Origin of the sequence: Mycobacterium sp. 1482292.6, from assembly GCF_001672995.1 — a bacterium.
In the GTDB taxonomy this organism is placed as follows: domain Bacteria; phylum Actinomycetota; class Actinomycetes; order Mycobacteriales; family Mycobacteriaceae; genus Mycobacterium; species Mycobacterium europaeum_A.
The window spans coordinates 1-26,356 of sequence record NZ_LZKV01000079.1; the positions used below are offsets into that span (position 1 = coordinate 1).

Below are 26,356 nucleotides of genomic sequence, written 5' to 3' on the forward strand. Positions count from 1 at the left end.
CGCGCCGCACGGTGTACTTGCGCACCCACGACTTGAGCAGCCGTGAGTTCAGCTTGGACATCGACGACAGCGGCAGGGCGGCCAGGCTCTCGGAGATCCAGCCGCCGTTGGTGCGGCCCGGGCCGACAAGCTGGGCGACGGCGTGCTTGCTGTTGTCGCCGACGAGCACCGCCAGCACCAGCGCGCGGCGTCGCTCCCGGTGATCGGCCGGGATGTCGTAGACCACCGCCGTTGCCAGCACCAGGAACGCGGTGGCCTCCAGGAAGGTCACCGTTTCGGCGGCGGCGGCGGACAGGGCGCTGATCGTGCCGATGCCGGGGATGGTCGCCGCGGCCCCCACGGCAACACCGCCTGCCGTCACGACGGCCAGGTAGCGCTTGTGCAGCTTGGCCAGGATCTCGGCCGGGCTGGCGTTGGGGTGCGCGTTGCGCAGCCGGGTCACATAAGCCTCGGCGGCCGGGCCCTGCAACCGCGAGCTTCGCTCGATGACCTGCGCCAACGCGCGCGCGGACATCTTGGGCCGACCGTTGTCGGCCCTCGGTGCCGACCCCGAGTCGGACATCGTGAAAAACCGGTTCGGCGACTTGTTCCGTCGAGCCCGCATATCGTCTCTCCTGCAAATGGCGTTCTTTCAGGCTAACGCGCCCGCGGGAAATCCCGACGAGTTATGCCGCCCGACCCGATCCTCGGCCGTCGGCCTCTTGCCGCACCGGGAATAATGCAGGCTGGATGTTGCGACGGTCCGCGCCGTTTCTCGGTCCCCATGCTGTTTACCCGCCGGGTAACGCCTGCGTGGGCCGGTCCAGGCCGATCAGATGGGCCGAGACGACTGAACGGCATCGTCGGGAGCGAAACGAGGTGGGGTGGATGAGCACGGCTACGCCCCGCACGCCCGGGGGAGGGCGCGCGGGATCGGCGTCGCCCCGGGCCGCCAACCGCTGGGACTTTCTCACCCGGAGCTCGCCGCAGTCACAGAACCCCTGGAACCCGCTGTGGGCGATGATGATCGGCTTTTTCATGATCATGGTCGACTCGACCATCGTCGCCATCGCCAACCCGACCATCATGGGCAGCCTGCGCATCGGCTACGACACCGTGGTCTGGGTGACCAGCGCCTACCTGCTGGGCTACGCGGTGGTGTTGCTGGTGGCCGGGCGGCTGGGTGACCGGTTCGGACCCAAGAACCTGTATCTGATCGGGTTGGTGGTGTTCACCGTCTCGTCGGTGTGGTGCGGGCTGGCGGGCAGCGCGGCCATGCTGATCGCGGCGCGCGTCGTGCAGGGCGTCGGGGCCGGGCTGCTCACCCCGCAGACCTTGTCGACCATCACCCGCATCTTCCCGGCGGAGCGGCGCGGCGTCGCGGTGAGCCTGTGGGGGGCCACCGCCGGGGTCGCCAGCCTGGTGGGCCCGTTGGCCGGCGGTGTCCTGGTCGACAGCCTGGGATGGCAGTGGATCTTCTTCGTCAACGTCCCCATCGGCGTCCTCGGGCTGGGGTTGGCGTACTGGTTGATTCCGGTGCTGCCCACCCAGTCGCATCGCTTCGACCTGGTCGGGGTCACCCTGTCCGGGATAGGGATCTTCCTGATCGTGTTCGGGCTGCAGCAGGGGCAGGCCGCGCACTGGCAACCCTGGATCTGGGCGTTGATCGTCGCGGGCGTCGGATTCATGACGGCCTTCGCGTTCTGGCAGTCGCTGAACGCCCACGAGCCGCTGATTCCGTTGGTCATCTTCAGCGACCGCGATTTCAGCCTGTGCAACGTCGGGGTGGCCATCATCTCGTTCGCCGCCACGGCGATGATGCTGCCGCTGACGTTCTACGCGCAGGCCGTGTGCGGGCTCTCGCCGACCCGCTCGGCCCTGTTGATCGCGCCGATGGCGATCGCCAACGGTGTCTTCGCGCCGTTCGTCGGCAAGATCGTCGACAAATACCATCCGCAGCCCGTGCTCGGTTTCGGTTTCTCGGTGCTGGCCATCGCGCTCACCTGGATCACCTTCGAGATGACACCGACGACGCCGATCTGGCGGCTGGTTATGCCGTTCTTCGCGATGGGCGTCGGGATGGCGTTCGTGTGGTCACCGTTGACGGCCACCGCGACGCGTAACCTGCCGCCGCACCTGGCCGGCGCGGGGTCCGCGGTGTACAACTCCGTGCGCCAGCTCGGCGCGGTGCTCGGCAGCGCCGGCATGGCCGCGTTCATGACCTGGCGGATCACCGCCGAGATGCCGCGCCAGCCGTCCGGCGACGCCGTCGGCGAGGACGCGCTCGCCCTGCAGTTGCCTGCGTTCCTGCGCGATCCGTTCGCCGCCGCGATGTCGCAATCGGTGTTGTTGCCGGCGTTCGTCGCGTTGTTCGGCATCGTCGCGGCGCTGTTCCTGGTGGGCTTTGCGCCCTGGTCGGGTGACGGCAGGGGCGGCGACGATCCGCTGCGACCCGACGACGACGTCGACGACGACTACGACGACGACGAGTACGTGGAATTCGTTCTGGTGCGCGAATCCGACGTCGAGCGCAGACGCGACCCCGAACCGCCCCGGCCGCCGGTCGACCGGCCGCGCCCGGCGTCCGCCGCAGTGCCGCGCCGCGGCCCGGCCGCGCAGCCCGAACCGATCGGCCACGCCCACAACGGGTCCCATGTCGACAGCGGCAAACGCCTGCGTCAGGTGGCGGTGCGGCGCTCGCCCAAGCCCCTCCCGCCGGGCGAGCGGCTCACCCGGCCCCCGCGCCGGCCCCATAGCGGTTCCGCGGGACGGTATCTCCCCGACGGTGAATCGCCGCGCGGTCACCATCACCGCTCGAATCCCGACGACGATCCCACCGGCTCGGGCCGGCACTCCTCGACCGGTTAGCCGGACCGCCGACCCGGCTGCGTGAGCGCCAGGAACGCGCCCAGGTCGATCAGGCCCGCGGGGGTGGCGGGCAGATACTCGGTCAGCGACGGCGAGCGCACGATCACGGCCGCAAACTGGGCCCGGCTCACCGCGACGTTGAGCCGATTCCTGTTGAGCAGAAACGAGATTCCGCGCGGCACCACGTCCGTGGACGACACGGTCATCGAGATGAAGACGACGGGCGCCTGCCCGCCCTGAAACTTGTCGACCGTCCCCACCCGCACCCCGTCGAGCCCAGCGGCGGCCAGCCGGCGGCGCAGCAGCGCCACCTGGGCGTTGTAGGGCGCCAGCACCAGCACGTCGGCGGCCGTCAACGCCCGGGTGCCGTGTTCGTCGGTCCATGACGCGCCGAGCATGCGGTCGATCTCGGCGACGATCGCGCCGGCCTCCTCGGGGCTTTCGGTCGAATTTCCTTGGTGCTCAACCGAAAGCAACTGCAGGCCCGGTCGATACCCGTCGAGGCGTCGGGCGGCGGTGCATTCGTGGGACTGCAGTCTGTCGTCGTAGGACAGCGCCGACACGGCGGCGCACACGGCCGGATGCATGCGGTAGGAGAGGTCCAGGAAGTAGCCGCGTGCGTCGGGCAGGGTGCGCTGACCGTCGACCAGCCACTCCAGCGCGGAGCTGTCCACCGGCTCCGGGTGCGTGCCCTCGCTGACTTGCGGCAACTGCGCAGGGTCGCCGAGCAGCAGCAGGTTGGCGGCGGCGGGTGCCACGGCGATGGTGTTGGCCACGCAGAATTGGCCGGCCTCGTCGATGACCAGCAGATCCAGGCTTCCCGGCGGTATCCGATTGGCGTTGGCGAAATCCCAAGCGGTTCCGCCGATCACACATCCCGGCGTGTCGGCGAGAAACGCGGCGTACGCGGCGCCGTCGATCTCCCGCCAGCGCGGGGCGTGGTGGTCGTAGCGCTTCTTCGCGATCCGGTGCGGATCCAGGCCGGCGTCGATCACGCAGTCCAGCACGTTCTCCACCGTGACGTGTGATTGCGCGACGACACCGATGCGCCAGCCGCGTTGGATGACCAGGTGGTGGATCACGCGGGCGGCGGTGTGGGTCTTGCCGGTACCGGGCGGCCCGTGCACCGCCAGGTACGACGAGTCCAGATCGAGTAGTGCCGCGGTGATGTCGGCGACGGTGTCGCCGCTGCGCGGGAGCGCAATGCCGCCCCGGGTGCGTGGCGCGCGGCGCAACAGCACGTCGACGATGGCGCTGTCGGGTAGGTGCGGCAAGCCGTCGGCCACCGTGGCGGCGGTGGCCTCGATGGACTCGCGCAGGGCGGTCGTCGGGATCGGTGGGCCGGGAGTCAACGCGAACGGCAGCTGGTGAAAGGTGTTGCCGTCACCGCCAACTCGCTCCAGGACCACCACTTCGGTGGGCACCGCCACATCGTCGGTCTCGACGACCGAGGCCCGCCCGGCCGCCCGCCGGTCCGGGCTGTCGCTCATGCCGGGCGGCGCCGGCGGGTGATAGAGCGCGAAGACGTCGCTCTTCAAATCCCCGCGCGCCAGCTCACCGCGCAGCCGCAGCCGCCGCTGCGGTTTGCGTGCCCGCGGCGGCGTGTGCCAGTCGAGGGCGACCGACGCGTGGTCGACGACGAACACGTCGGTGTTGTCGGCCCACTCCTCGATCGGGAAGTTCAGCCGGTCGAAATGCGCCCACCAGAAGGGTTTGTCCTCGCGCCGGTGGTAGCCGCGCGCCGCGCCCAGCAGCGCCACCGCGGTCTGCTGCGGGGTCCGGTCGTCGATGCCGGCCGCTCCGCTGAATGCGGACAGCGTCACCGCCAGTCCGTCGCGGTCGTCGACGGTGTTGCCGTCGGCCACCGGCTGGGCACCGACCGGTACAACGCCGGATTCGTAGGCGCGCAACATCAGCCAGTTCCGCAGTTCCTGCGTCGACCGGCAGTCGTAGTGGTTGTAGTCCTCGATCTCCTTGAGCACGGATGCCGCCTCGTCGCCACGCCCGTCCTCCCGGAGTTCGCAGTACCGGGCGTAGGAGGTGATCGAACCGGTGGCGGTGGTCACGTCACCCGCGCGTAGTTGGGCGCCCATGTAGAGCGGCTCGAGCGCCTTGAGGCTGAACGACTCGGCGCCCACGCGAATGCTCCTGCGCACCAACGGGTAAAGGTCGACCAGCGTCCCGCTGCGCAGCAGTTCGTCGACTTCGTCCTCGCCCACTCCGTAGCGCCCGGCGAGCCGCAACAAAGCGGTTTTCTCGTAGGGCGCGTAGTGGTAGATGTGCATGTTGGGCCGGCGTTTGCGGCGTTTGGCCACCAGCGCCAAGAAGTCGATCAGCGCCTTGCGTTCCTCGGCCCGGTCGTGCGCCCACAGCGGGCGGAACTTGCCCGTCGGCCCGGCTTCGAGCACACCGAACAGATATTCCAGCCCCCATTCGCGACCATCGGTGGTCCACAGCGGGTCACCCTCGAAATCGAAGAACAGGTCTCCCGCGTCGGGCTCGGGCAGCAGGGCCAGCGGCTGCGGGTCGATGACCTCGACCTGGGGAACGCCGGTTTCCCGTTGGCGCACCTGTAATTTCGCCTGGACGGTCAGTTTGTCCAGCACGCCGCCCGCCAGGTCGGGCACCGGCCCGCGATGCTCGGCCAGCTCGGCGACCGTGCTGATGCCCGCGTCAAAGAGCTTGTCGCGCTGGCCCACTCGCAGGCCGGCGACCAGTAACACGTCGTCGGCCGCCCGCAGCTGTTCGAGGCATAGGGGACAGTGAAAGCACGCGGCCACGCCGTCGTCGTCCCAGCGCACCGCCGCGCCGGCGGCGTAGTGGTCGTCGAGGAGGCGCTGCAGCCGGGCGCGCTGGGAGCGGTAGACCGGGATCAGGTCGCAGGTCCGGTGCCGCACCGCGGTCCCGTCGCCCAGCCGTAGTTCGGCCTCCGGCGCGACCGGGACGCCCGAGGCGGCCAACGCGTCGGCGTAGGCGGCCACCTGCAACAGCGCGGTGACCTTGGCCGAGCGGGCCAGTTTGGTGTCCACGACGCGATACCGCTGCCCGTCGCGGATCAGAAAATCGGCGAAGCCGACGAAGCGGCCGTCGAACATGGCGGCTTGATAGATCACCGGCGCACGGCCGGCGACGGCGCGGCCGGTGGCTTCCGCGGCCGCGGTCAGGCCGGCGGGCGTGTAGGCGGGGCGGCCGATGATCGCGACGTCCTGCCCGAACCGGTCGCGCAGCGAAGCCAGTTCGCGCCGCTCGTGTTCGCTACCGAGGGCGGCCGTCCGCGTGAGCAGTTCGTCCTCTACGGTGACCGCCGGGCCGCGCCCCAGCTTCGCGTCGAAATCCCGCAGCAGCGCGTATTCGCAGCGGGCCGCGGCGGCCAGATCCGATGCGCTGTAAACGATGCTGTCGCCGGAGACCAACACTCGAGCCACAGTAGGCCAGCGCTCCGACATGACGGTCGCACCGGTCGGGCGTGCCCGGAGATCAGTGGGCGGGCGTATTGCCGATCAGCTCGACGGCGTTGCCGTTCCAGTGGAATTTCACATTGGTGTTCAGGCCGTTGATCCCGCTGGGGTAGGTCAGCGCCACGGTGTCGCCCGTGGTTTGCGCGGGGTCGACGCCGTTGAATCCGTAGGTGTCGGGCACGCCCTGGGGGATGAACTGGCCGAGGTGAAACAGCACCGCACGGGTGGTCGGGCTGACCGCGTTGGTGTTGGCCTTGATGATGACGGCCGAGAGCTGCGCGCACTGGTTGTAGTTGCCGGCCAGCGGTTCGGGGTTCCAGGGCTGCTGGCTGCGCGGGTCGCGGGGCAGCTCGGACACCACCTTCGCGATGGTGGGCGAGGCGAGGTTGACCGCGCAGGGGTCGGCCGGCGGGGCGTTGCCGGGCTGGGCGGCCGCCGACGGGGTGGCCGGAGCCGTGATCGACGCGGTCTCCGACGTCCTGGCCGGCGGCGTCTTGGCGACGGTGGAGTCGCTCGAACCGCAGCCGGCCAGAGTGAAGGCGATGAGAGCGATAGCGGCCGAGCCGGTCAGTGGCTCGGTACGACAGGGCAACGACCACACATCTGGGCACCGTACCGTCATCGGGTGCGAGGTCGTGGCAGGCATGGCCGGGTGTGCCGATGATCACCTGATCGGCCGCCTGGCCATAGACCCGCAGCGCTCAGCGTCGCTGAGCTCGCGTCACCACGGGGCCCTCGGGTGGTGACCCGTAGCGCTCAGCGTCGCTGAGCTCGCGGTCACCACTAGACTCCTTGGACGATGACCCTCCCGGACAGCTCGACTGAAGCTGCCTCACCGACGTTTGCCGACCTGCAGATCAATCCCTCGGTCCTGCGGGCGATCGCCGACGTCGGCTACGAATCGCCCACCGGCATCCAGGCCGCGACCATCCCGGCGCTGATGGCCGGCTCCGATGTCGTCGGGCTGGCCCAGACCGGCACCGGCAAGACCGCCGCGTTCGCGATCCCGATCCTGTCCAAGATCGACGTCACCAGCACCGCCACCCAGGCGCTGGTGCTCGCCCCGACCCGCGAACTCGCCCTGCAGGTGGCCGAGGCGTTCAGCCGGTACGGGGCCCACCTGCCCAAGATCAACGTGCTGCCGATCTATGGCGGCTCGTCCTACGGCGTGCAGCTGGCCGGGCTCCGCCGCGGCGCCCACGTGGTGGTCGGCACACCGGGCCGGGTGATCGACCACCTCGAGCGCGGCACCCTGGACCTGTCCCACGTCGACTACCTGGTGCTCGACGAGGCCGACGAGATGCTCACCATGGGCTTCGCCGAAGAAGTCGACCGCATCCTGTCCGAAACCCCGGAATACAAGCAGGTGGCGCTGTTCTCCGCGACCATGCCGCCGGCGATCCGCAAGATCACCACCAAGTACCTGCACGATCCGCTCGAGGTCAGCACCAAAGCGAAAACCGCTACCGCCGAGAACATTTCGCAGCGCTACATCCAGGTCGCCGGCCCCCGCAAGATGGATGCGCTGACGCGGGTGCTGGAAGTCGAACCGTTCGAGGCGATGATCATCTTCGTCCGAACCAAACAGGCCACCGAGGAGGTCGCCGAAAGGCTCCGGGCCCGAGGCTTTTCGGCCGCAGCCATCAACGGGGACATCCCGCAGGGCCAGCGTGAGCGAACCGTGGCCGCCCTGAAGGACGGCAGCATCGACATCCTGGTCGCCACCGACGTGGCCGCGCGCGGGCTGGACGTGGAGCGGATATCGCACGTGCTCAACTACGACATCCCGCATGACACCGAGTCTTATGTGCACCGGATCGGGCGCACCGGCCGGGCGGGCCGCTCGGGAACCGCGCTGCTGTTCGTCTCCCCGCGCGAGCGTCACCTGCTCAAGGCGATCGAAAAGGCCACGCGCCAAACGCTCACCGAAGCCGAATTGCCCACCGTCGAAGACGTCAACGCCCAGCGGGTGGCCAAGTTCGCCGACTCCATCACCACCGCGCTCGGTTCTCCGGGGATCGACCTGTTCCGCAAGCTGGTCGAAGACTACGAGCGCGAGCACGACACCCCGATGGCCGACATCGCCGCCGCGCTGGCGCTGCAATCCCGCGACGGCGAGGAATTCCTGATGGCGCCCGAACCGCCGCCGGAGCGGCGCGAGCGGCGCACCGAACGTCGCGACCGCCCCGAAAGGCCAAGGAACGCAAAGCCCTTCGCCACCTATCGCATCGCGGTGGGTAAGCGGCACAAGATCGGCCCGGGTGCGATCGTCGGCGCCATCGCCAACGAGGGCGGGCTGCATCGCAGCGATTTCGGCCACATCGCGATCGGGCCGGATTTCTCCCTGGTGGAATTGCCGGCCAAGTTGCCCAAGTCGATCTTCAAACGCCTTGAGCACACCCGCATTTCGGGGGTATTGATCAACTTGCAACCGGAGCGGTCGTCCGCCAGGCCCCGCAGCCAAGACGGTGGGAAGCCGCGCAGGAAACACGGCGGATGACGCTGTCCGAAGAACAAGACGCCCAGGGCGGCCTCGAGCAGACCTCTCGCGTCGACCGGGTCGCCTCGCTGACCGGGATCCGCGCGGTCGCCGCGCTCCTCGTCGTCGGCACCCACGCGGCCTACACCACCGGTAAGTACACGCACGGCTATTGGGGCCTGGTCGGTTCCCGGATGGAGATCGGGGTACCGATCTTCTTCGTGCTCTCCGGCTACCTGTTGTTCCGCCCGTGGGTGAAGGCGGCGGCGAAAGGCGGTCGTTCGCCGTCGCTGAGTCGCTATGCGTGGCACCGGGTTCGGCGCATCATGCCCGCCTACGTCGTCACGGTGTTGTTCGCCTACGTCCTCTACCACTTCCGCAATGCCGGGCCCAACCCCGGCCACAGCTGGCTGGGCCTGGCGCGCAACCTGACGCTGACGCAGATCTACTGCAACGGCTACCTCGGCAAGTACCTGCACCAGGGGCTGACCCAGATGTGGAGCCTTGCGGTGGAGGGATCGTTCTACGTCATCCTGCCGCTGCTGGCCTACCTGCTGCTGGTGGTGATCTGCCGGCGACAATGGCAGCCGAAGTTGGTGCTCGGCGCGCTGGCGGGGATGCTGTTGATCAGCCCGGCCTGGCTGGTGCTGGTGCACACCGATCACTGGTTTCCCGACGGGGCACGGCTGTGGCTGCCCACCTATCTGGCGTGGTTCCTCGCCGGCATGATGCTGACCGTGCTGCAGGAGATGGGGGTGCGCGGCTACGGGTTCGTGGCCATACCGCTGGCGGTCATCTGCTATTTCATCGTGTCCACGCCCATCGCCGGCGCGCCCACGACCTCCCCGGCGACGCTGAGCGAGGCGTTGTTCAAGACGTGCTTCTACGCCGTCATCGCCGCGCTCGCGGTGGCACCGCTGGCCCTGGGCGACGACCATGGTTGGTATTCGCGGGTACTGGCCAGCCGCCCGATGGTGTGGCTGGGGGAGATCTCCTACGAGATCTTCCTGATCCACTTGATCACCATGGAATTCGCGATGGATTACATCGTCGGCGCGCGGGTCTACACCGGCCCGATGCTGTACCTGTACGTCGCGACGCTGGTGGTGACGATCCCGCTGGCGTGGCTGCTGCACCGGTTCACCCGCGTGCGGGAGTGACCACGCCGGCTAGTCGCGGGCGGACACCGGCGTCACGATCGGGACGACGAATTCCTCGATCATCGCCCGCTCCTCGGCTTCGTCACGGCCCGGGTGGGTCAGCAGCGAAACGATCACCCGCACCATCCAGCGGCCGCGGCGTTCGATGACGGCGGGATCGTCGGGTCCCAGCGATTGCAGGAACGCCACCGCCAACGCCGCGATGACGTCGGACTGTCCGGCCAGTTCGCCACCTACCGGCGGGCGGGTGGTGGCGAACCAGGATGCCAGCGCCGGGCTTTCGCGAACCATCGCCAGCGTGACGAGGATGCTCGCGACTAGCCGTTCGTGCGGGTCCTCGATGTCGCCGGTGCGCGCGATGATCTCGCGGCCCAGCCGGTGGGTTTCGCGGTGGACGTAGGCGGTTCGCAGCGCCTCGCGGTTCTCGAAATACCGGTATAGCGTCGCGCGGGAACAGCCTGCGGCGCGGGCGATTTCGTTCATGCCGATCGAGTCGGAATCGCGCTGGGTGTAGAGCCGCTCGGCGGCGTCGAGGATCCGGTCGGCGGCCGCCTCGGTCCGGTGCGTGCCCAGCCAGTCGTTGCCTGCCATCAGGACGTCGTCCGGATCGGCACCGACAGCGGGCGCCGGACGTAGCTGCCGCCGGCCCAGACGATGCCGGATTCGTCCACCTCGAAGTCCGGGCACCGGGTCAGGAGTTCGGTCAGTGCGACTCGCGATTGCATCCGCGCGGCGGCGGCGCCCAGACAATGGTGTGCGCCGTGGCTGAACGTCAGGATGTTGCGGGGGCAGCGGGTGATGTCGAGTTCGCCTGCGTCCGAGCCGTATTGGCGTTCATCGCGGTTGGCCGAGCCGTAGAGCAACAGCACCCTGCGCCCGGCCGGAATGGTGGTCTCGCCGACGGTCACGTCCCGGGTGACCGTGCGGGCCAGGCCCTGCACCGGCGAGGTCACCCGCAGCAATTCCTCGACGGCATCGGGAATGCGGTCGGGGTCGTCCACCAACAGCTGACGCTGGTCGGGTCGTTCGTGCAGCAGCGGCATGGAACCGCCGAGCATGCCGGTGACGGTGTCGTTGCCGCCGGTGACCATGGTGAACGTGAACGCCAGGATCGACAGGGTGCCGGCGATGTCACCGTTGGCACCGACCCCGGCGGCCACCAGGTGCGAGATGGTGTCGTCCTCGGGTTCGGTCCGGCGCCGTTCGATCAACCCGGTGAAGTAGGCCATCATCGACCCGACCGCATCGCCGACGGTCTCCAGGGCGCCGGCGACGCCGCCTTCGGCGGTGTTGGCCGCGACGATGGCCTGGGTCCAGCCGTCGAACTGGGCCAAATCCTCCTCGGGCACACCGAGATAGTGGGCGACCACCATCGACGGCAGCGGCTTGAACAGCTCCGCGACGATGTCGCCACCGCCGGCCGAACGCAACCCCTCGATGCGCTCGACGACGAACTCGGTGACCTTGGGCTCCACCGCCTCCACCTGCCGCGGGGTGAAGCCCCGCGACACCAGCTTGCGGAACTGCGTGTGTACCGGGGGATCCTGCATCACGAACGGTGGATTGTCCTGCAGCCCAATCAATTCCAGGTCGTCATAGTTGACGGTCAGACCCTTGGCGGAGGAGAAGGTTTCGTGGTCGCGGGCCGCGGCCCACACGTCGGCGTGCCGGGAGAGCACGTAGTAGTCATGCTCGGGGTGGTTGGCCGGCACGACGTGGTGCACCGGGTCGTGGTCGCGCAGCGCGCGGTACATCGGCCACGGGTTGGGCCAGGTGTCGGCGGTGGCCAGCTGGAAAGCGACCGGCGCTTCGTGAGACATAACAGCAGCCATGTCTCATTCGTACGACAGTCGTGACGATATGTCAACCCTGCCGCACGCCGGGCGCCCCGCTGGCCGGGCGCCCACCACCGAGCGCCCGGCTGGCCGGGCACTCGAGAGCAAAGGCCTAGATAGCCGCGCCCGGGTTCAAAATGCCCTGCGGATCCAGCGCCTGCTTGATGCGCCGGTTGAGGTCCATCACGTCGGGGCCCAGATAGCCGGCCAGCCAGGGCCGCTTCAACCGGCCGACGCCGTGCTCGCCGGTGATGGTGCCGCCCAGGCCGACGGCGAGATCCATGATCTCGCCGAACGCCAGGTGCGCGCGTTCGGTCATGTCAGCGTCGGCGGGGTCGTAGACGATCAGCGGGTGGGTGTTGCCGTCGCCGGCGTGCGCGATCACCGAGATCATCAGGTCGCGTTCGGCGGCGATGCGCGCGATCCCGGTCACCAGGCGGCCCAGCGCCGGCAGCGGCACGCCGACGTCCTCGAGCAGGAGCGACCCCTTGGCTTCGACGGCCGGGATGCAGAACCGCCGGGCCACGACGAACGCCTCGCCCTCGTCGGGATCGTCGGTCGAAAAGACTTCCGTCGCAGCGTGTTCCGCGAATACCTCGGCCATGATCTCGGCGTCCTCGCTGCCGGCGCGGCCGCGCTCGTCCGATCCGGCCACCAGCATGGCGGCCGCCTCGCGGTCGAGATCCATGCGCAGGGTGTCCTCGACGGCGTTGATCGCCACCGAATCCATGAACTCCAGCATCGAGGGACGAAGCCGCGCGGTGACGCCGAGCACCGCCTCGACCGCATCCTCGACCGTGGCGAAGCTCGCCACCACGATGCTGGACGCGTTCTGCTTGGGCACCAGCCGCAGTGTCACCTCGGTGACGACGCCCAGGGTGCCCTCGCTGCCGACGAACAGCTTGGTCAGCGACAGGCCCGCAACGTCCTTCAACCGTGGCCCGCCCAGCCGCACGGCCGTGCCGTCGGCCAGCACCACCTGCATGCCCAGCACGTAGTCGGTGGTGACGCCGTACTTCACGCAGCACAGCCCGCCGGCGTTGGTGGCGATGTTGCCGCCGATGCTGCAGATCTCGAACGACGACGGATCGGGCGGATACCACAGGCCGTGCTCGGCGACGGCCTTCTTCACCTCGGCGTTGAACAGTCCCGGCTGGCATACGGCGGTGCGGGTCACCGGGTCGACGGTGATGTCGCGCATCTTCTCGGTGGACAGCACGATGCCGTCGTCCAGCGCGGTCGCCCCGCCGGACAGGCCGCTGCCGGCACCGCGGGTCACGACGGGCACCCGGTGGGCGGTGGCCCAGCGCAGCACGGTCTGCACGTCTTCGGTGCGCCGCGGCCGCACCACGGCCAGCGGCTTGCCGGCCGACGGGTCGAAGGCGCGGTCCTGGCGATAACCCTCGGTGACGGTCGGGTCGGTGACCACCATCCCGTCGGGCAGATCTGCGATCAGACTGGCCAGGGCGTCAGAGCTCACGGCCCGATCCTAAGCCCGTGTCACGGGCCGGGGTCCTCGGCGAACTCCGGCGCGCGGTCCAGATCCCGCAGGGACGGCAGCCGGCAGGCCGCCAAGCCGATCAGCAGGATCGGCACCGCCAGCGCCAGGAACGTGACCTGCAGCCCGGCGGCGTCTGTCAACGGGCCCGCGACCAGCAAGCCCAACGGTCCCGCGGCGTACGTCAGGCCCGACATCACCCCGACCACCCGACCACGCAGGCGATGCGGCGCGCGGGTCTGCATGACGTAGTTGTAGATCGGCTGGATGGGGCCGTAGACCAGGCCGGTTACGCCGCACAACACCAGGATCACCGGCAATGGGGGCAGGAACGCGATGCCGGCCGTCGCGGCACCGAAGGTGAGGGTCGCGGTCAGCACCGCCGTGCGCCGCCGGGTGTATCTCGACACCACGGCGTAGCCCAGCGCGCCCACCACGCCGCCGACCCCGAGCGCCATCAGCGCCCACCCCAACTGGGCGGGTTGGTGCTGGTCGGCGAAATACTTTGGAAACAACACGCTTTCCATCGGCAGGTACAGCGCGGTGACGAACAAGTCGATCAAGCCTAGGGTGCGCAGCACGCGCAGGTTCCAGACGAACCGCATCCCTTCGGCGACGCCGGAAACCAGTCCCACCGGGCGGCTCGCCTCCTGTGGCCTTCCGGCGCCTTCCAGCCGCAGTCCCCCGATCGCCAGGAAGGACAAGCCGAAACAGCCCGCCGTGACCCACATCGTGTTGATGCCGCCCAGCGTGGCGATCATCAACCCGCCGATGCCGGGGCCCAGGATCAAGGCCAAATTCAGGATCGCCTCGTAGCTGCTGTTGGTGCGGTCCAGGGACCAGCCCGCGCGGGCGGCCGCCTCAGGCAGCATCGACTGACGCGCCGTGGTCCCGGCGGGATCGAAGGCGGCCGCGCAGCAGGCCAACACAGCCAGCTCGGCGACGTTGATTGCTTCGGCGGCGAAGAACCAAGCGGTCAGCGGCACACCGATGACCGCCATGCCGGACAGGGAATCGGAGACCAGCGACACCCGGCGGCGTCCGAAGAAATCGACCGCGGTGCCGGCGATCAGCGTAGAGAGCACCAACGGCAGCGTCATGGCAGCGGCCACGATCGAGGCGTCCTTGGCGCTGTCGTGGTGCTGCAGTGCCAGCCATGGGAAGGCCACGATCGAAATGCCGGTGCCCGTCGTTGCAAGCAGCGTCGCGAACAGGATCAGGGACGCCGGGCCGCGGCTCGTATGGCTCATGAATATCGCGGGAAATGTAACCGCAAACCGACGGCGCGAGCCACTGGATTTCGTGGTCACCCTGACGGAATGCAGGATGTTCATGTGCTCGCCCACCCACGTACCGGCCAGGAGTTCGGCTCACCGGTCGGTGCCGGCACCGGATGGCCGGGCGATCCGGCCACCCCGCAGACCCCCGTGGCGGGCGACGCCGCCGCGGTCGCCGAACTCGCCGAGCGCGCCGGCTCGATTCCCGAAATCGACGCTCTGGTCAGCGTCTGCCGGGCCTGCCCGCGGCTGGTCGACTGGCGCGAGGACGTCGCCGTCGTCAAGCGTCGGGCCTTTGCCGACCAACCGTATTGGGGGAGACCGGTGCCCAGCTGGGGGTCGGCGCGGCCCCGCTTGCTGATCGTCGGATTGGCGCCCGCCGCCCACGGCGCCAACCGGACGGGACGGATGTTCACCGGCGACCGCTCGGGCGACCAGTTGTACGCGGCGCTGTACCGGGCCGGGCTGGTGAACCAACCGACCAGCGTCGACGCCGCGGATGGCTTGCGGACCAGGAACATTCGCATCGTCGCGCCGGTGCGGTGCGCGCCTCCCGCCAACGCGCCGACGCCGCAGGAGCGCGACACCTGCTGGCCCTGGCTGCGGGCCGAATGGCGGTTGGTCTCCGCGGATGTTCGCGTGGTGGTGGCCCTGGGCGGATTCGGCTGGCAGATCGCGCTGCGGCTACCGGGCACCACGACCGGGCGAAAGCCCCGGTTCGGCCACGGCGTCGTCGCTGATCTCGCGCCCGGTGTACGACTGCTCGGCTGCTACCACCCAAGCCAGCAAAACATGTTCACCGGTAGGTTGACACCAGCAATGCTCGACGACGTCTTCCGTGACGCTAAGGAACTGGCAGGAATCAAGTGACCGACGTTCTGGTATCCGGCGCCAGCGTGGCTGGTGCGGCGGCCGCGTTTTGGCTTGGGCAGCATGGCTTTTCAGTCACCGTGGTGGAGCGCCATCGGGGGCCGCGGCCGGGCGGTCAGGCGATCGACGTGCGGGGGCCGGCGCTGACGGTGCTCGACCGGATGGGGCTGCTGGGCGCCGCCCAGAAGCGCAAGACGCAAATCCGGGGCTCGTCGGTCGTCGACCGTGACGGCAACGAGTTGTCCCGGGACACCGAGTCGACACCGACCGGTGGCGCCATCGACAGTCCCAACATCGAGCTGTTGCGCGACGATTTGGTCGAATTGCTTTACGGCGCAAGCCAATGGTCGGCCGAATACCTCTTCGACGACACCATCACCGCCCTGGACGACGACGGGACGGCGGTCCGCGTGACCTTCGAGCACGCCGCGCCGCGCAGTTTCGACCTGGTCATCGGCGCCGACGGATTGCATTCGAACGTGCGGCGTTTGGTCTTCGGGCCCGAAGACGACTTCATCGAGAGGCTGGGCACCCACGCGGCGATCTTCACCGTGCCCAATTTTCTGGACCTGGACTACTGGCAGATGTGGCACTACGGCGACTCCACCATGGCGGGGGTATACAGCGCGCGTAACAACGCCGAGGCGCGGGCCATGTTGGGCTTCATGGACACCGATCTGCGGATCGACTATCGCGACACCGAGGCCCAATTCGCCGAGCTTGCGCGGCGGATGGCCGACGACGGCTGGGTCCGTCCGCAACTGCTGGAGTACATGCGCAGCGCGCCGGACTTCTACTTCGACGAGATGTCGCAGATCAAGATGGATCGCTGGGCGCGGGGCCGGGTGGCGCTGGTCGGTGACGCCGGCTACTGCTGCTCGCCCCTGTCGGGCCAGGGCACCAGCGTCGCGCTGCTGGGTGCCTACATCTTGGCCGGCGAACTCAAGGCGGCCACCGAGGGCGAGACGCTCGACCATGCGGCCGGCTTCGCCAACTACCACCGCGAGTTCAGCGACTACGTCAAGCGCAACCAATGGCTGGTCGTGGACAACATTCCGGGCGGCGCGCCGATACCCCAGGAGGTGTTCGACCGCATCGTCGCCTCGATCACCCTCAAGGAGTACTGAGCCGAGCGGGAACGTTTGCCGGCCCGCGCGCGTTGACGCCAACGTGCGTCTTTCCGTCCTTGATCTCATCCCGGTGCGCACCGACCAGACCACCGGCGACGCGCTGGCGGCCACCGTGCAACTGGCCCAGGCCGCGGATCGGCTGGGCTTCACCCGCTACTGGGTCGCCGAGCACCACAACATGCCGTCGGTGGGTGCCACCAGCCCACCGGTGGTGCTCGCCTACCTGGCCGCGCAGACCGCGCAGCTTCGGCTCGGCTCGGGTGGCGTGATGCTGCCCAACCACGCGCCGCTGGCGGTCGCCGAGCAGTTCGCGCTGCTGGAGGCCGCCGCCCCAGGCCGCATCGACCTCGGCATCGGCCGCGCACCCGGCTCCGATCCGGTGACGTCGTATGCGCTGCGCGGCGGTCGGGACGATCGTGACATCGAGAACTTCCCGGAGTATCTCGACGACGTGGCGGCGCTGATGAGCGCTCGCGGCGTGCGGGTTCCGCTGCGCTCGGGTGACTACACCCTCAAGGCCACCCCGGCCGCGGCGGGCGAACCGCGGCTATGGCTGTTGGGTTCGTCGATGTACTCGGCGCATCTGGCCGCCGCCAAGGGGTTGCCGTATGTGTTCGCACATCACTTCTCCGGCAACGGAACCGAAGAGGCGCTCGAGGTCTACCGTGCGCGATTCAAGCCCAGCGAGCTGACCGCCGAGCCGCTGACCTTCCTGACGGTGAACGCCGCCGTGGCCGAAACCCGCGAGGAGGCAACGGCTTTGATGTTGCCCAACCTGCAGATGATGGCTCGGTTGCGGACCGGGCAGCCGCTCGGGCCGGTGCCGCTGGTCGAGGAGGCCGCGGTCGCCCAGTTGACCGGCCAGCAGCAGCGGATCGTGGAGAGCGGGCTGCAGCGCGCCGTCCTGGGGGCGCCGGCGGAGGCCGCCGAGCAGATCCGGGCACTGGCCGACCGGTTCGGCGTCGACGAAGTCATGGTCAACCCGGTGGCATCGGCGCGCCGCGGCACCGATCCCGGCACCGGCCCGGCGCGGGTCGCGACGCTGGAACTGCTGGCCAAAGAGCTGTTCTGACACCGCGGGCGGTGACGCTCACCCGTTGGACTGGCTCGGGTGCGGATTGGGTGCGTGGTTGGCGATCCAGTCCCGCAGGTCATCCGGCGGCAACGGCGGGGTGTGCACGAAGCCCTGGGTGATGGTGCAGCCATACCGGCGCAGGGCGTTCAGGGTGGCCTCGTTCTCGACCCCCTCGGCCACCAGGTCGGCGCCCAGATTGGACGCCAGCGCCACCGTCGAGCGCACGATGGCCACCGACCGCGCGTCGTGGGCCAAGCGCGCCACGAAAATCCGGTCGAGCTTCAGCTCGTCGACCGAAACCTCTTGCAGCCGAGCCAGAGACGACCAGCCGGTGCCGTAATCGTCGAGCGAGATCCGGATTCCCAGGCTCTGCAGCGCGGCGACGGTGTTGCGCGAACGCACCGAGTCCACCAGCGCGCTCTCGGTGATCTCGAGGATCAACGCCTCGGCGGGCAGGTCGTAATTGGCGAGCAGCCGCTCGACGGTGCCGACGAGTTCGATGTCCAGCAGGTTGGTCGTCGACAGGTTCACCGCGACGGTGAGCGGCATGCCCTGCTCGCGCCAGGAGCGGACCTGCGCGAGAGCCATGCTCAGCGTGCGGTTGGAGATCTTGCGCATCAGCCCGGCGCGTTCGGCGACGGACAGAAACTCCTCCGGCAGCAGCGTCCCGCGGGTGGGGTGCTGCCAACGCAGCACCGCTTCGACGCTGTGGACGCTGCCGTCGCGGCCGTCGATCTTGGGTTGGTAATGCAATTGCAGCTCGTCGGTATCGAACAACGCCGTGCGTAATTCCTCGATCAGGCTGGGGTCGTTGTCGCGATACGCCTCGAACGAGGAGTCGTAGACCGCGATCTTGCTGCGGGCGGATTTGGCGTGCGCCATGGTGATTTCGGCGCGGCTGAGCAGCTCCTCGGGGGAGTCGCAGTGGTCCGGGCACAGCGCGATGGCGATGCGGGCGTCCACCTGCACGGTGATCGGGTCCAAAGCGATTGGCTCGCTGAGGGCTTCGAGCAGGCGACCCGCCGACGCGCTGGCGGCGGTGAGGTTGGCCCCATCCGACAGCAGCACGGCGAACTGGTCTTCCCCCACCCGCGCGAGCAGATCGTCACGACGGACGCAGCCGGCCAACCGGTTTGCGATGTGGCACAGCAGCTCGTCGCCGAACTGTCTACCGATGGAGTCGGTGATCTCGTGGAAATCGCTCAGGCTCAACAACAACAGCGCCCGGCGCGCGTGCGCCCGGGTCGGCATCGACGGGCTGTCCGGTGGCGGCGAAGCGGGCAACCCGGTCAGGGCCGTCGCCAGTGAGCGCCGGTTGGGCAGCGCCGTCAACTCGTCGGTCATGGCGAGTTTGTCGTTGGTCTCCAGCAGGCTGGCGTCCCGGAAGGTCAGCGCGAACCGCCCGGCCGCCACGACCAGGCTCAGCGCCGCCAGCGTCGCCGCGAGCCGCGAATGGTGGGCCAGGACGATCACGGCCAACGCGACCACGGCCGATGCCACCGGAGTGGCGTAGGGCGCGATCCGGCCTCGCGATGGCGGCGTGATCGACGACGATCTGGCCCAGCTCGCCATGGCGATCAGTAATGACGACGCGGCCCAGCAGGCATCCAGCAGGGATCCGCTCCGATACAAGCCGGCCGACGTCTCGAACAGATACGCCGCGTCCGCGAACGCAAACAGGACCAATCCGGCCACCAGCAGCGCCCAGCGAATCTCGTTGCGCCAGCCCAGGATCGGCAACATGCCGGCGGCCAGCGCGAGCAGCGCCATATCGCTCCACGGATAGGCGATGCCCACCCACACCGTCGCCGGTGCGCGCACCGCGGCCGCCCCGATCGGACCCGCGGTCAGCGCCGCGGCCACCGCCGCCAACGTCAGTGCGCAGATGAGCGAGTCGAGCTGAACTGGGATCGGCAGCCGCTTGAGCCGTGCCCGCATGAGCAACAGCAGCCCGGCGTAGACGAAGGGGTAGTACGCGAGATACTCCGGATCGGCCACCGACGGGGATCGGCCGCTGGGCACCCACAGGGCATAGACGACGTCGCCCACGGCCGAGCACGCCATACCGGCGGCGATCAGCGCCCAGGCCAACCGGTCGGCCGGAACCCGGTACGCGCGTAGGGCGATCAGTCCGGCCGCCACCACGGTCAGCGCCGTGTACAGGGCGGCGGCGGAGAGGATGCCGTGCCCGGCATTGGGGCGGACAACGCTGGACACGGCGAAGGCGACCACCCCGATCGCCAGCAGCACCAGGGCGGTCCGGACGTCTCGTGGGGGCCAGCGGACGGCGTCGGGCGCATCCTCGGGCTGGGCCGCTGTGGCGTTCGCGACCTCGGAGGTGGTTCGGGACTCCGGCGGTGCCTGGCCGTCACCGCCAAGAGCGCGGGCCGCCACCGAGGGTCTGGTCGAACCCGGCGCCGGCGGAAACGCATACGGCAGCGGCAGGTCGGGCATGAAGCTGCGAATGCATTGTCCCCCTTCGCGTTTGGCGGCGTACATGGCCAAGTCCGCGTGGCGCAGCAGCTGATCGACCGTGCAGTTCGTCGCGCCGGTGGCCACCGTGAATCCGATGCTCGGCCGCACCGTGATCGGAATGCCCTCGATCAGGATGGCGCCGGTGAAGGCGTCGAGAATCCGATGCGCGGCCGCCTGCGATTCCTCGACGGAGGCTTCGATGACCGCCGCGAATTCGTCGCCGCCGAGCCGGGCGATGGTGCCCTGTTCCCCCAGCGCCGCGGTGAGCCGGCCGGCGACCCGGACCAGGAGTTCGTCCCCGGCCGGATGGCCCAGGGCGTCATTGACCGCCTTGAAGTTGTCGAGGTCCAGACACAACACCGCGATCGGGGTGCCGTCGGGGCGTCGCCGCGCGACGGCTTGGTCCAGTCGGTGCAGGAAAAGCGCCCGGTTGGCCAGGCCGGTCAGGTTGTCGCGGAAGGCCTCCCGCGCGACCTCCGACAGCAGATTCTGGTTCTCGACGAGGACGACGAACTGCCGCGCCAAGACGGCGGCCACCAGGATGCCGAGCGCCGCCAGCATCGGTTCGTGCATCGCGTTGCCCGCCGCATGTCCCCAGCCCACGGTTGCCGCCAGGATCAGCGGCAGGTAGGGCAGCCACAGGCGGGTGCGGAACTCGATCTCGTCCGGCGATGCCGGCGTGGGGTGCTCGTGCACGACGGCCGTTGCGCCCAGCGCCAGCATCGCCAGGCCGGCCACTCGTATCACGTCACCGACATCGCCGGTGTGATAGCTGCCGATGCCGGTGTAGAAGACCAGCATCATGTCGGCGACGCTGATCGTCGCGACGCCGGCGGCGACCAGGCTCCGGCTGGGCCGGTCGCCGGGGCGCGCCCGGGACAGCATCAGGATCGCCGTCGTCAGCAAGACGATGTCGTTGAAGATCTCCGCGAACGTCGCCAGCCGGGTGCCCGTCCGCTCCTGCAGCTGCGCTTCGACCACGAACACCCAGGAGATGACGAACAGCGAGGTCGCCACGATAAGACCGTCGAGCAGCAGCCGCCGGGGGCTGTTGCGGGATAGCTGGGACAGCAGCATCAGCGACACCATGGCGCCGACCGGCCATAGCAGCAGCACGATCTCGGAGGCCGCCGGGTGGGCGGCGTGTTCGACCTCCGGTCGCACGTCGTAGACCGCCCAGATGGTCTCGCCCACCGCCCAGCCGAGCAGGGCCGTTACCAGCGCCAGCCAGCCGTAACGCTGCCGTCCGGACGTGCGACGGGCCGCGCGACCGGCCAATGCCGCGGCGACAACCAGACACACCGCGATGACGAACTCGTTGACCGGCCGAGTCCCGTAGGGGCCGTGCCAGCCCCGCACCGACGACAGCAACAGCAGCAATTCGGCGACGCCGTATGCGGCGGCGAGCATCCAGCCGGCGCGGGGGGGCACCCCCGACCGCCGCCACGGACTTACCGCCCAGCGTTGCATCACCGCTCCAGCCGATCCCCTGCTGTGTGGCGAAGAATGAACAACTTCACCACGCGTTACTGGGCATTAAACCGCTGCTGATGTTCGCCAAGTGCGGCTTTTGCCAGGTTGGGGCGGGGTCCGGCCGTCGCCGTTGGGCTCAATCGGCCTGACTTGCATCGATGCGGGCCAGCGCGTTGCGCAGAATCTGGCCGGTGGCGTCCCGGTCGGGGTCGCGGCGCAGCAGCATTCCCTTGGCCACCGACAGCTTGTCGCCGTTGCGGCGGGGCAGAACGTGCAGGTGGATGTGGAACACGGTCTGGAAAGCGGCGCGGCCGTCGTTGACAGCGATGTTGGTGGCGTCGGCCAGTTCGGTGGTCCGCGCGGCCCGGGCGATGCGTTGGCCCAGGGTGACCATCCCGGCCAGGGTCTCCGGCGCGGTGTCGGTGAGATCGACGCTGTGCCGTTTGGGCAGCACCAGCGTGTGGCCGCGGGTGAACGGGCGGATGTCGAGGATGGCCAGGTAGTCGTCGTCTTCGTAGATCCGGATGGCCGGGGCTTCGCCGGCGACGATCGCACAGAACACGCAGGACATGTCGCCCACGGTACTGGCTGCTTCGCCATGGCCACGCCGAGACCATCCGGGGCCTGCCTCGAATCGCGGGATACGCTGCCGCGGTGAACGATCTCGCGTTCGCCGGCGCGGCGGCACAAGCGCGCATGCTGGCCGACGGTGAACTGACCGCGCCGGAGTTGCTCGAGGTCTACCTGGAGCGGATAGCGCGGCTGGACAGCCAGCTGCGGTGCTACCGCGTGGTGCTCGCCGATCAAGCTCGTTACGAGGCCGCCGCGGCGCAGGAGCGTCTGGACGCGGGCGAGCGGCTGCCGTTGCTCGGCGTGCCGGTGGCGATCAAAGACGACGTCGACGTCGCCGGGCAGGTGACGACGTTCGGCAGCGGCGGACATCGGCCCGCCGTCACCTCCGATGCCGAGGTGGTGCGCCGGTTGCGCGCCGCGGGTGCGGTGATCATCGGCAAGACCAATGTGCCCGAGCTGATGATGCTGCCCTACACCGAGTCGATGACCTTCGGCGCCACCCGCAACCCGTGGAACCCCACCCGCACCCCGGGCGGCAGTAGCGGGGGAAGCGCCGCCGCGGTCGCCGCCGGGTTGGCGTCGCTGGCTTTGGGATCCGACGGGGGCGGCTCGATTCGCATCCCGGCGACGTGGTGCGGGCTGTTCGGCTTGAAGCCGCAGCGCGACCGGGTGTCGTTGGAACCGCACGACGATGCCTGGTACGGGCTGAGCGTCAACGGCCCGATCGCGCGCACGGTGCTGGACGCGGCGGTGTTCCTGGATGCGACGTCGACGGTGGCCGGTCCCGAAGGGGAGTTCGTGACGGCGGCGGGCCGCAGCCCCGGCCGGTTGCGAATTGCGTTGAGCACCAAGGTGCCAACCCCGTTGCCGGTCCGGGTGGGCAAGGCGGAGCTGACGGCGGTCGAGCAGGCCGGTGCGCTGCTGCGCGACCTGGGCCATGACGTCATCAGGGCCGATCCCGAGTATCCGGCCTCGGCGATGTTCGCCAACTATCTGCCCCGATATCTGCGCGGTATCTGTGACGACGCGGACGCGCTGGCCCATCCGGAACGCCTGGAGGCGCGCACCCGCAACATCGCCCGTCTGGGTTCGTTCTTTTCGGACCGGCGGATGGAGGCGATCCGGGCCAACGAGGATGGGGTGGTCTCGCGGATCCAGGCGATCTTCGACGACGTCGACGTCGTCGTCACGCCCGGCACGGCGACGGGCCCGTCGCGCATCGGCGCCTATCAACGCCGCGGCGCGGTGTCGACGCTGCTGAGGGTCGGTCGATACGTTCCCTACCAACAGGTTTGGAACCTGACCGGGCAGCCCGCAGCGGTGGTGCCGTGGGACCTCGATGGCGACCGCCTGCCGTTGTCGGTCCAACTCGTCGGCAGGCCATACGACGAGGCGACGCTGCTGTCGCTGTCGGCGCAGATCGAAGCCGCCCGACCGTGGGCCCTGCGGCGACCGCCGGTGTCATAGCCGCCGCGCCGATTGGCCTAGTACTGCCGGCCACCAAACCCAGGATCAGTGTCCGGGCTCGCTCATCGACGACCGGCGGGAATCCCCGCAGCGGCGGTGCGTTCATCACCCCACATCCTGGCTGGCCCGCGTTGTAGGTTGACGAACGTGCAGGACGGGGCCGACCAGAACATCGACGATTTGCTCGAGGGGCTCGAGGGAACCGCGCGCACCGAGCGCGCCGAATTGGTGCGGTGGCTGCTCGAGCAGGGCATCACCACCGAGGAGATCCGCACCACCAATCCGCCCCTGCTGCTGGCCACCCGCCATCTGATCGGCGATGACGGCACCTACGTGTCCACCCGGGAGATCAGCGAGACCCACGGCATCGACCTGGGGCTGTTGCAGCGCGTGCAGCGCGCGATCGGCCTGGTTCGCGTGGACGACCCCGACGCGGTCGTTCACATGCGCGCCGACGGCGAAGCCGCCGCCTTCGCCCAGCGATTCGTCGAGCTGGGGCTGGATCCCGAGCAGGTGGTTCTCGTGGTTCGGGTACTGGCCGAAGGCCTGTCGCGGGCCGCCGAAGTCATGCGCTACACGGCGCTCTCGGCGATCATGCGGCCGGGTAACAGCGAGCTCGAAATCGCCAAGGCGTCAAAGGCTTTGGTGGGACAGATCGCGCCCATGCTCGGCCCGATGATCGAGCACATGTTGTTCATGCAGCTGCGCCACATGATGGAAACCGAGGCGATCAACGCCGCGGAGCGGGCCGCCGGTGAGCCGCTGCCCGGGGCGCGCCAGATCACCGTTGCCTTCGCGGATCTGGTCGGCTTCACCCGGATCGGTGAGGCGGTGTCACCCGAGGAGCTGGGACATCTGGCCAACCGGCTGGCCATCCTCGCCCGGGACATGACGGTGCCGCCGGTGCGGTTCATCAAGACCATCGGTGACGCGGTCATGTTCGTCTGCCCCGATCCGCTGCCGCTGCTCGACGTCATCGTCAAGCTCGTCGAGGCCGTCGACACCGACAACGACTTCCCCCGGCTGCGGGCCGGGGTGGCCTCCGGCATGGCGGTCAGCCGGGCCGGCGACTGGTTCGGCAGCCCGGTCAACGTGGCGAGCCGCGTCACCAACGTGGCGCGCCCGGGCACGGTCCTGGTCGCGGATTCGGTCTGGGACGTTATCGGCGACAGCGGTGAGTTCTCCGGTTCATTCGCCGGCGCCCGGCGCCTCAAGGGCATCAAGAACGAGGTGAAGCTCTTCCGCGTGCGGCGCGGCGACGGCGACTGACGGGCCCGCGCTGCCCGGGCGAGAAAGGTGCCCGACGCATGGGCAGGCCCGGTGCGACTCTAGGGGGCGTTTGACGACGTCTTATGCGTGTCCTACGCGGCCGGATTCCTACCCCGTGTTCCAGCGCTTCGAATTGGTCGCTTCCCGGGCCTGCTTCGCTAACCAAAATACGCCGACCAACAGCGCGGATCAACGGTTTTCCGGGGCGGTCCGCGTCGTGGAGAACCGCTTGCTACGGCGTGGCGACACCCGCCCACACGTCCGCGCCGGTGGGTCGTTTCGCTGCCGGTGAAAGGCGGTTCCCTAACAGGTGTAACGGTGTAATTATGTAATCATGAAAGCCCATCACACACAAAGGCGGTACGGCCGCCCCGGCGGCTGGCAGCAAGCCCAGCAACCCGACGCCAGCGACGCCGCGGAGTGGTTCGCCGGACGTCTCCCGGAAAGCTGGTTCGACGGCGACCCCACGGTGGTCGTCGACCGCGAAGAGATCACCGTCATCGGCAAGCTCCCGGACCCGGACAGCGCGGAAGGCGAAGCGAGCGAGGCTCGCGCGGCCGGACGGGCGTCGCGGTTCCGCGAGGACACCCGCTCGGAGCGCATGCGCATCGCCGACGAAGCGCAGGATCGCTACGGCCGCAAGGTCTCCTGGGGTGTCGAGGTCGCTTCCACGGCCGGCGCCGAGCGAATCCTGTTCACCCACATCGCCGTACCGGTCATGACGCGGCTGAAGCAACCCGAACGCCAGGTGCTCGACACGCTGGTGGACGCCGGCGTCGCCCGGTCCCGCGCCGACGCTCTGGCCTGGTCGGTCAAGCTGGTCGGCGAGCACGCCGAAGAGTGGCTGGCCAAACTGCGCGGCGCCATGTCGGCCGTCGACGACCTACGCGCGCAGGGCCCCGATCTGCAGTCCTGACAAGGCCGTAGCGCCTCAGCCCTCGGGCTTCTCGCTGTCGATCTTGGCGACGATCTTGTCGGCGATCTGGGCGCCCTGATCGCTGATGTGGTACCCGCAGGCGTTGATGTCGACGACCACGTTGTTGGCCACGCTGAGCGCTCGCTGGCACTCCCAGCCGTCGGCGCCCTCCTGGGTGTCCATCAGCGTGATCTTCGGTGGACTGCCCTGAAGTTGGGCGAACGTCCACCGATAGGTCTTGCTCTTGTTGGTGACGGTCACCGTCTTGCCGGCGCAGCCTTTCCACTTGTCCGCGGAGGTCTGCACGAAACTCTTGGCCTTGTCGGCGGAGGGAAACAGCACCACGGCCTGGTTGACCCAGTGGTCGTAGTTGTCGCCCGCCTCTGAGGACACCAGGCCGCTGACCGCCGAGTAGCCGGTGCCCGCATAGACCGGGTCCTGCGTGGTGTACAGCGCCCCCTGGCAATCGGGCGCGGAGACCGTCACCGAGGAGCTGTCCGTCGAGGTGATGGGTTTGCCCGGCTGCATCGACGACGAGCCCATCACACCGTTGA

General features: G+C 69.0%; 19 protein-coding genes and 1 pseudogene. 9 read left to right on the forward strand and 11 right to left on the reverse strand.

The features are described from left to right. On the reverse strand, positions 1–604 hold a 604-nt coding region (locus A5624_RS07385), incomplete at its 3' end, for a hypothetical protein (protein ID WP_066863888.1). A 263-nt stretch (positions 605–867) separates the two neighbouring features. Between A5624_RS07385 and A5624_RS07390 the strand changes: the two genes are divergently transcribed. After that, entirely contained in the window at positions 868–2,847 is a 1,980-nt protein-coding gene (locus A5624_RS07390) for an MFS transporter (protein WP_066863891.1), read from the forward strand. On the opposite strand, the gene A5624_RS07395 is transcribed toward A5624_RS07390, so the two are convergent. Both A5624_RS07395 and A5624_RS07400 read right to left on the reverse strand, forming a co-directional pair. Further along, the gene (locus tag A5624_RS07395; RefSeq protein WP_066863894.1) at positions 2,844–6,263 is read right to left on the reverse strand and encodes a TM0106 family RecB-like putative nuclease; all 3,420 of its coding nucleotides are present in this window, start codon (positions 6,261–6,263) and stop codon (positions 2,844–2,846) included. The two genes, A5624_RS07390 and A5624_RS07395, sit on opposite strands and share 4 nt — an antisense overlap. A gap of 61 nt (positions 6,264–6,324) precedes the next feature. Beyond that, positions 6,325–6,927 carry an LppP/LprE family lipoprotein gene (locus A5624_RS07400; RefSeq protein WP_066863897.1) on the reverse strand — a complete coding sequence of 201 codons (603 nt, stop codon included), beginning with the start codon at positions 6,925–6,927 and terminating at the stop codon, positions 6,325–6,327. A 177-nt stretch (positions 6,928–7,104) separates the two neighbouring features. On the opposite strand from A5624_RS07400, the gene A5624_RS07405 reads away from it, so the two are divergent. Both A5624_RS07405 and A5624_RS07410 read left to right on the forward strand, forming a co-directional pair. Beyond that, positions 7,105–8,805, forward strand: coding sequence for a DEAD/DEAH box helicase (locus A5624_RS07405; RefSeq protein WP_066863900.1), 1,701 nt, complete (start codon positions 7,105–7,107; stop codon positions 8,803–8,805). After that, the gene (locus A5624_RS07410) at positions 8,802–9,944 is read left to right on the forward strand and encodes an acyltransferase (RefSeq protein ID WP_066863902.1); all 1,143 of its coding nucleotides are present in this window, start codon (positions 8,802–8,804) and stop codon (positions 9,942–9,944) included. The genes A5624_RS07405 and A5624_RS07410 overlap by 4 nt, the downstream gene beginning before the upstream one ends. Before the next feature lie 9 nt (positions 9,945–9,953). Here A5624_RS07410 and A5624_RS07415 read toward each other — a convergent pair whose 3' ends face one another. The 4 genes from A5624_RS07415 to A5624_RS07430 form a co-directional block, all read right to left on the reverse strand. Then, positions 9,954–10,535 (reverse strand): TetR/AcrR family transcriptional regulator, encoded by a 582-nt coding sequence (locus tag A5624_RS07415; RefSeq protein ID WP_066863904.1) that lies wholly within the window; start codon positions 10,533–10,535, stop codon positions 9,954–9,956. Further along, entirely contained in the window at positions 10,535–11,776 is a 1,242-nt protein-coding gene (locus tag A5624_RS07420) for a cytochrome P450 (RefSeq protein ID WP_197518931.1), read from the reverse strand. Before A5624_RS07420 ends, A5624_RS07415 begins: the two co-directional genes overlap by 1 nt. A gap of 115 nt (positions 11,777–11,891) precedes the next feature. Then, positions 11,892–13,259, reverse strand: a complete 1,368-nt coding sequence (locus tag A5624_RS07425; RefSeq protein WP_066863910.1) for an FAD-binding oxidoreductase — start codon at positions 13,257–13,259, stop codon at positions 11,892–11,894. Positions 13,260–13,279: 20 nt separating this feature from the next. Further along, complete coding sequence (locus A5624_RS07430) at positions 13,280–14,527, reverse strand: MFS transporter (RefSeq protein WP_066863913.1); 1,248 nt, start codon at positions 14,525–14,527, stop codon at positions 13,280–13,282. 69 nt (positions 14,528–14,596) lie between these two features. Here A5624_RS07430 and A5624_RS07435 point away from each other — a divergent pair, with 69 nt between their 5' ends. The 3 genes from A5624_RS07435 to A5624_RS07445 are packed head-to-tail and all read left to right on the forward strand — an operon-like array spanning position 14,597 to position 17,626. Next, positions 14,597–15,424, forward strand: coding sequence for a uracil-DNA glycosylase (locus A5624_RS07435; RefSeq protein ID WP_066863916.1), 828 nt, complete (start codon positions 14,597–14,599; stop codon positions 15,422–15,424). After that, positions 15,421–16,551: an FAD-binding protein gene (locus A5624_RS07440; protein ID WP_066863919.1), complete on the forward strand. Its 1,131-nt coding sequence runs from the start codon at positions 15,421–15,423 to the stop codon at positions 16,549–16,551. Before A5624_RS07435 ends, A5624_RS07440 begins: the two co-directional genes overlap by 4 nt. Positions 16,552–16,594: 43 nt before the next feature. Further along, positions 16,595–17,626, forward strand: coding sequence for an LLM class flavin-dependent oxidoreductase (locus A5624_RS07445; protein WP_066863923.1), 1,032 nt, complete (start codon positions 16,595–16,597; stop codon positions 17,624–17,626). A gap of 18 nt (positions 17,627–17,644) precedes the next feature. Here the strand turns inward: A5624_RS07445 and A5624_RS07450 are convergent, their stop codons facing one another. Continuing rightward, entirely contained in the window at positions 17,645–21,514 is a 3,870-nt protein-coding gene (locus A5624_RS07450) for a bifunctional diguanylate cyclase/phosphodiesterase (protein WP_066863926.1), read from the reverse strand. Positions 21,515–21,713: 199 nt separating this feature from the next. Beyond that, positions 21,714–22,148: an HIT family protein gene (locus tag A5624_RS07455; RefSeq protein WP_066863937.1), complete on the reverse strand. Its 435-nt coding sequence runs from the start codon at positions 22,146–22,148 to the stop codon at positions 21,714–21,716. Between the two features lie 83 nt (positions 22,149–22,231). On the opposite strand from A5624_RS07455, the gene A5624_RS07460 reads away from it, so the two are divergent. Further along, a complete protein-coding gene (locus tag A5624_RS07460) occupies positions 22,232–23,617 on the forward strand; it encodes an amidase (protein ID WP_082972053.1) in 1,386 nt (461 codons plus the stop codon). 36 nt (positions 23,618–23,653) lie between these two features. Here A5624_RS07460 and A5624_RS28095 read toward each other — a convergent pair. Continuing rightward, positions 23,654–23,723, reverse strand: a pseudogene (locus A5624_RS28095) (DNA-deoxyinosine glycosylase); the annotation flags it as partial. 32 nt (positions 23,724–23,755) lie between these two features. Here A5624_RS28095 and A5624_RS07465 point away from each other — a divergent pair. Together A5624_RS07465 and A5624_RS07470 are read left to right on the forward strand one after the other, a co-directional pair. Then, complete coding sequence (locus tag A5624_RS07465) at positions 23,756–24,886, forward strand: adenylate/guanylate cyclase domain-containing protein (protein ID WP_156748906.1); 1,131 nt, start codon at positions 23,756–23,758, stop codon at positions 24,884–24,886. 334 nt (positions 24,887–25,220) lie between these two features. Continuing rightward, a complete protein-coding gene (locus A5624_RS07470; protein WP_066863931.1) occupies positions 25,221–25,802 on the forward strand; it encodes a hypothetical protein in 582 nt (193 codons plus the stop codon). Between the two features lie 15 nt (positions 25,803–25,817). Here A5624_RS07470 and A5624_RS07475 read toward each other — a convergent pair. After that, positions 25,818–26,356, reverse strand: a 539-nt coding sequence (locus A5624_RS07475; protein WP_197497888.1) for a sensor domain-containing protein, incomplete at its 5' end; no start/stop codon positions are given.

Coding starts and splice junctions, on each gene's coding strand:
- A5624_RS07390 (WP_066863891.1), top strand. CDS start 868: ATGAGCACGGCTACGCCCCGCACGCCCGGGGGAGGGCGCGCGGGATCG.
- A5624_RS07400 (WP_066863897.1), bottom strand. CDS start 6,927: ATGACGGTACGGTGCCCAGATGTGTGGTCGTTGCCCTGTCGTACCGAG.
- A5624_RS07405 (WP_066863900.1), top strand. CDS start 7,105: ATGACCCTCCCGGACAGCTCGACTGAAGCTGCCTCACCGACGTTTGCC.
- A5624_RS07410 (WP_066863902.1), top strand. CDS start 8,802: ATGACGCTGTCCGAAGAACAAGACGCCCAGGGCGGCCTCGAGCAGACC.
- A5624_RS07415 (WP_066863904.1), bottom strand. CDS start 10,535: ATGGCAGGCAACGACTGGCTGGGCACGCACCGGACCGAGGCGGCCGCC.
- A5624_RS07420 (WP_197518931.1), bottom strand. CDS start 11,776: ATGGCTGCTGTTATGTCTCACGAAGCGCCGGTCGCTTTCCAGCTGGCC.
- A5624_RS07430 (WP_066863913.1), bottom strand. CDS start 14,527: ATGAGCCATACGAGCCGCGGCCCGGCGTCCCTGATCCTGTTCGCGACG.
- A5624_RS07435 (WP_066863916.1), top strand. CDS start 14,597: ATGCAGGATGTTCATGTGCTCGCCCACCCACGTACCGGCCAGGAGTTC.
- A5624_RS07450 (WP_066863926.1), bottom strand. CDS start 21,514: ATGCTCGCCGCCGCATACGGCGTCGCCGAATTGCTGCTGTTGCTGTCG.
- A5624_RS07455 (WP_066863937.1), bottom strand. CDS start 22,148: ATGTCCTGCGTGTTCTGTGCGATCGTCGCCGGCGAAGCCCCGGCCATC.
- A5624_RS07470 (WP_066863931.1), top strand. CDS start 25,221: ATGAAAGCCCATCACACACAAAGGCGGTACGGCCGCCCCGGCGGCTGG.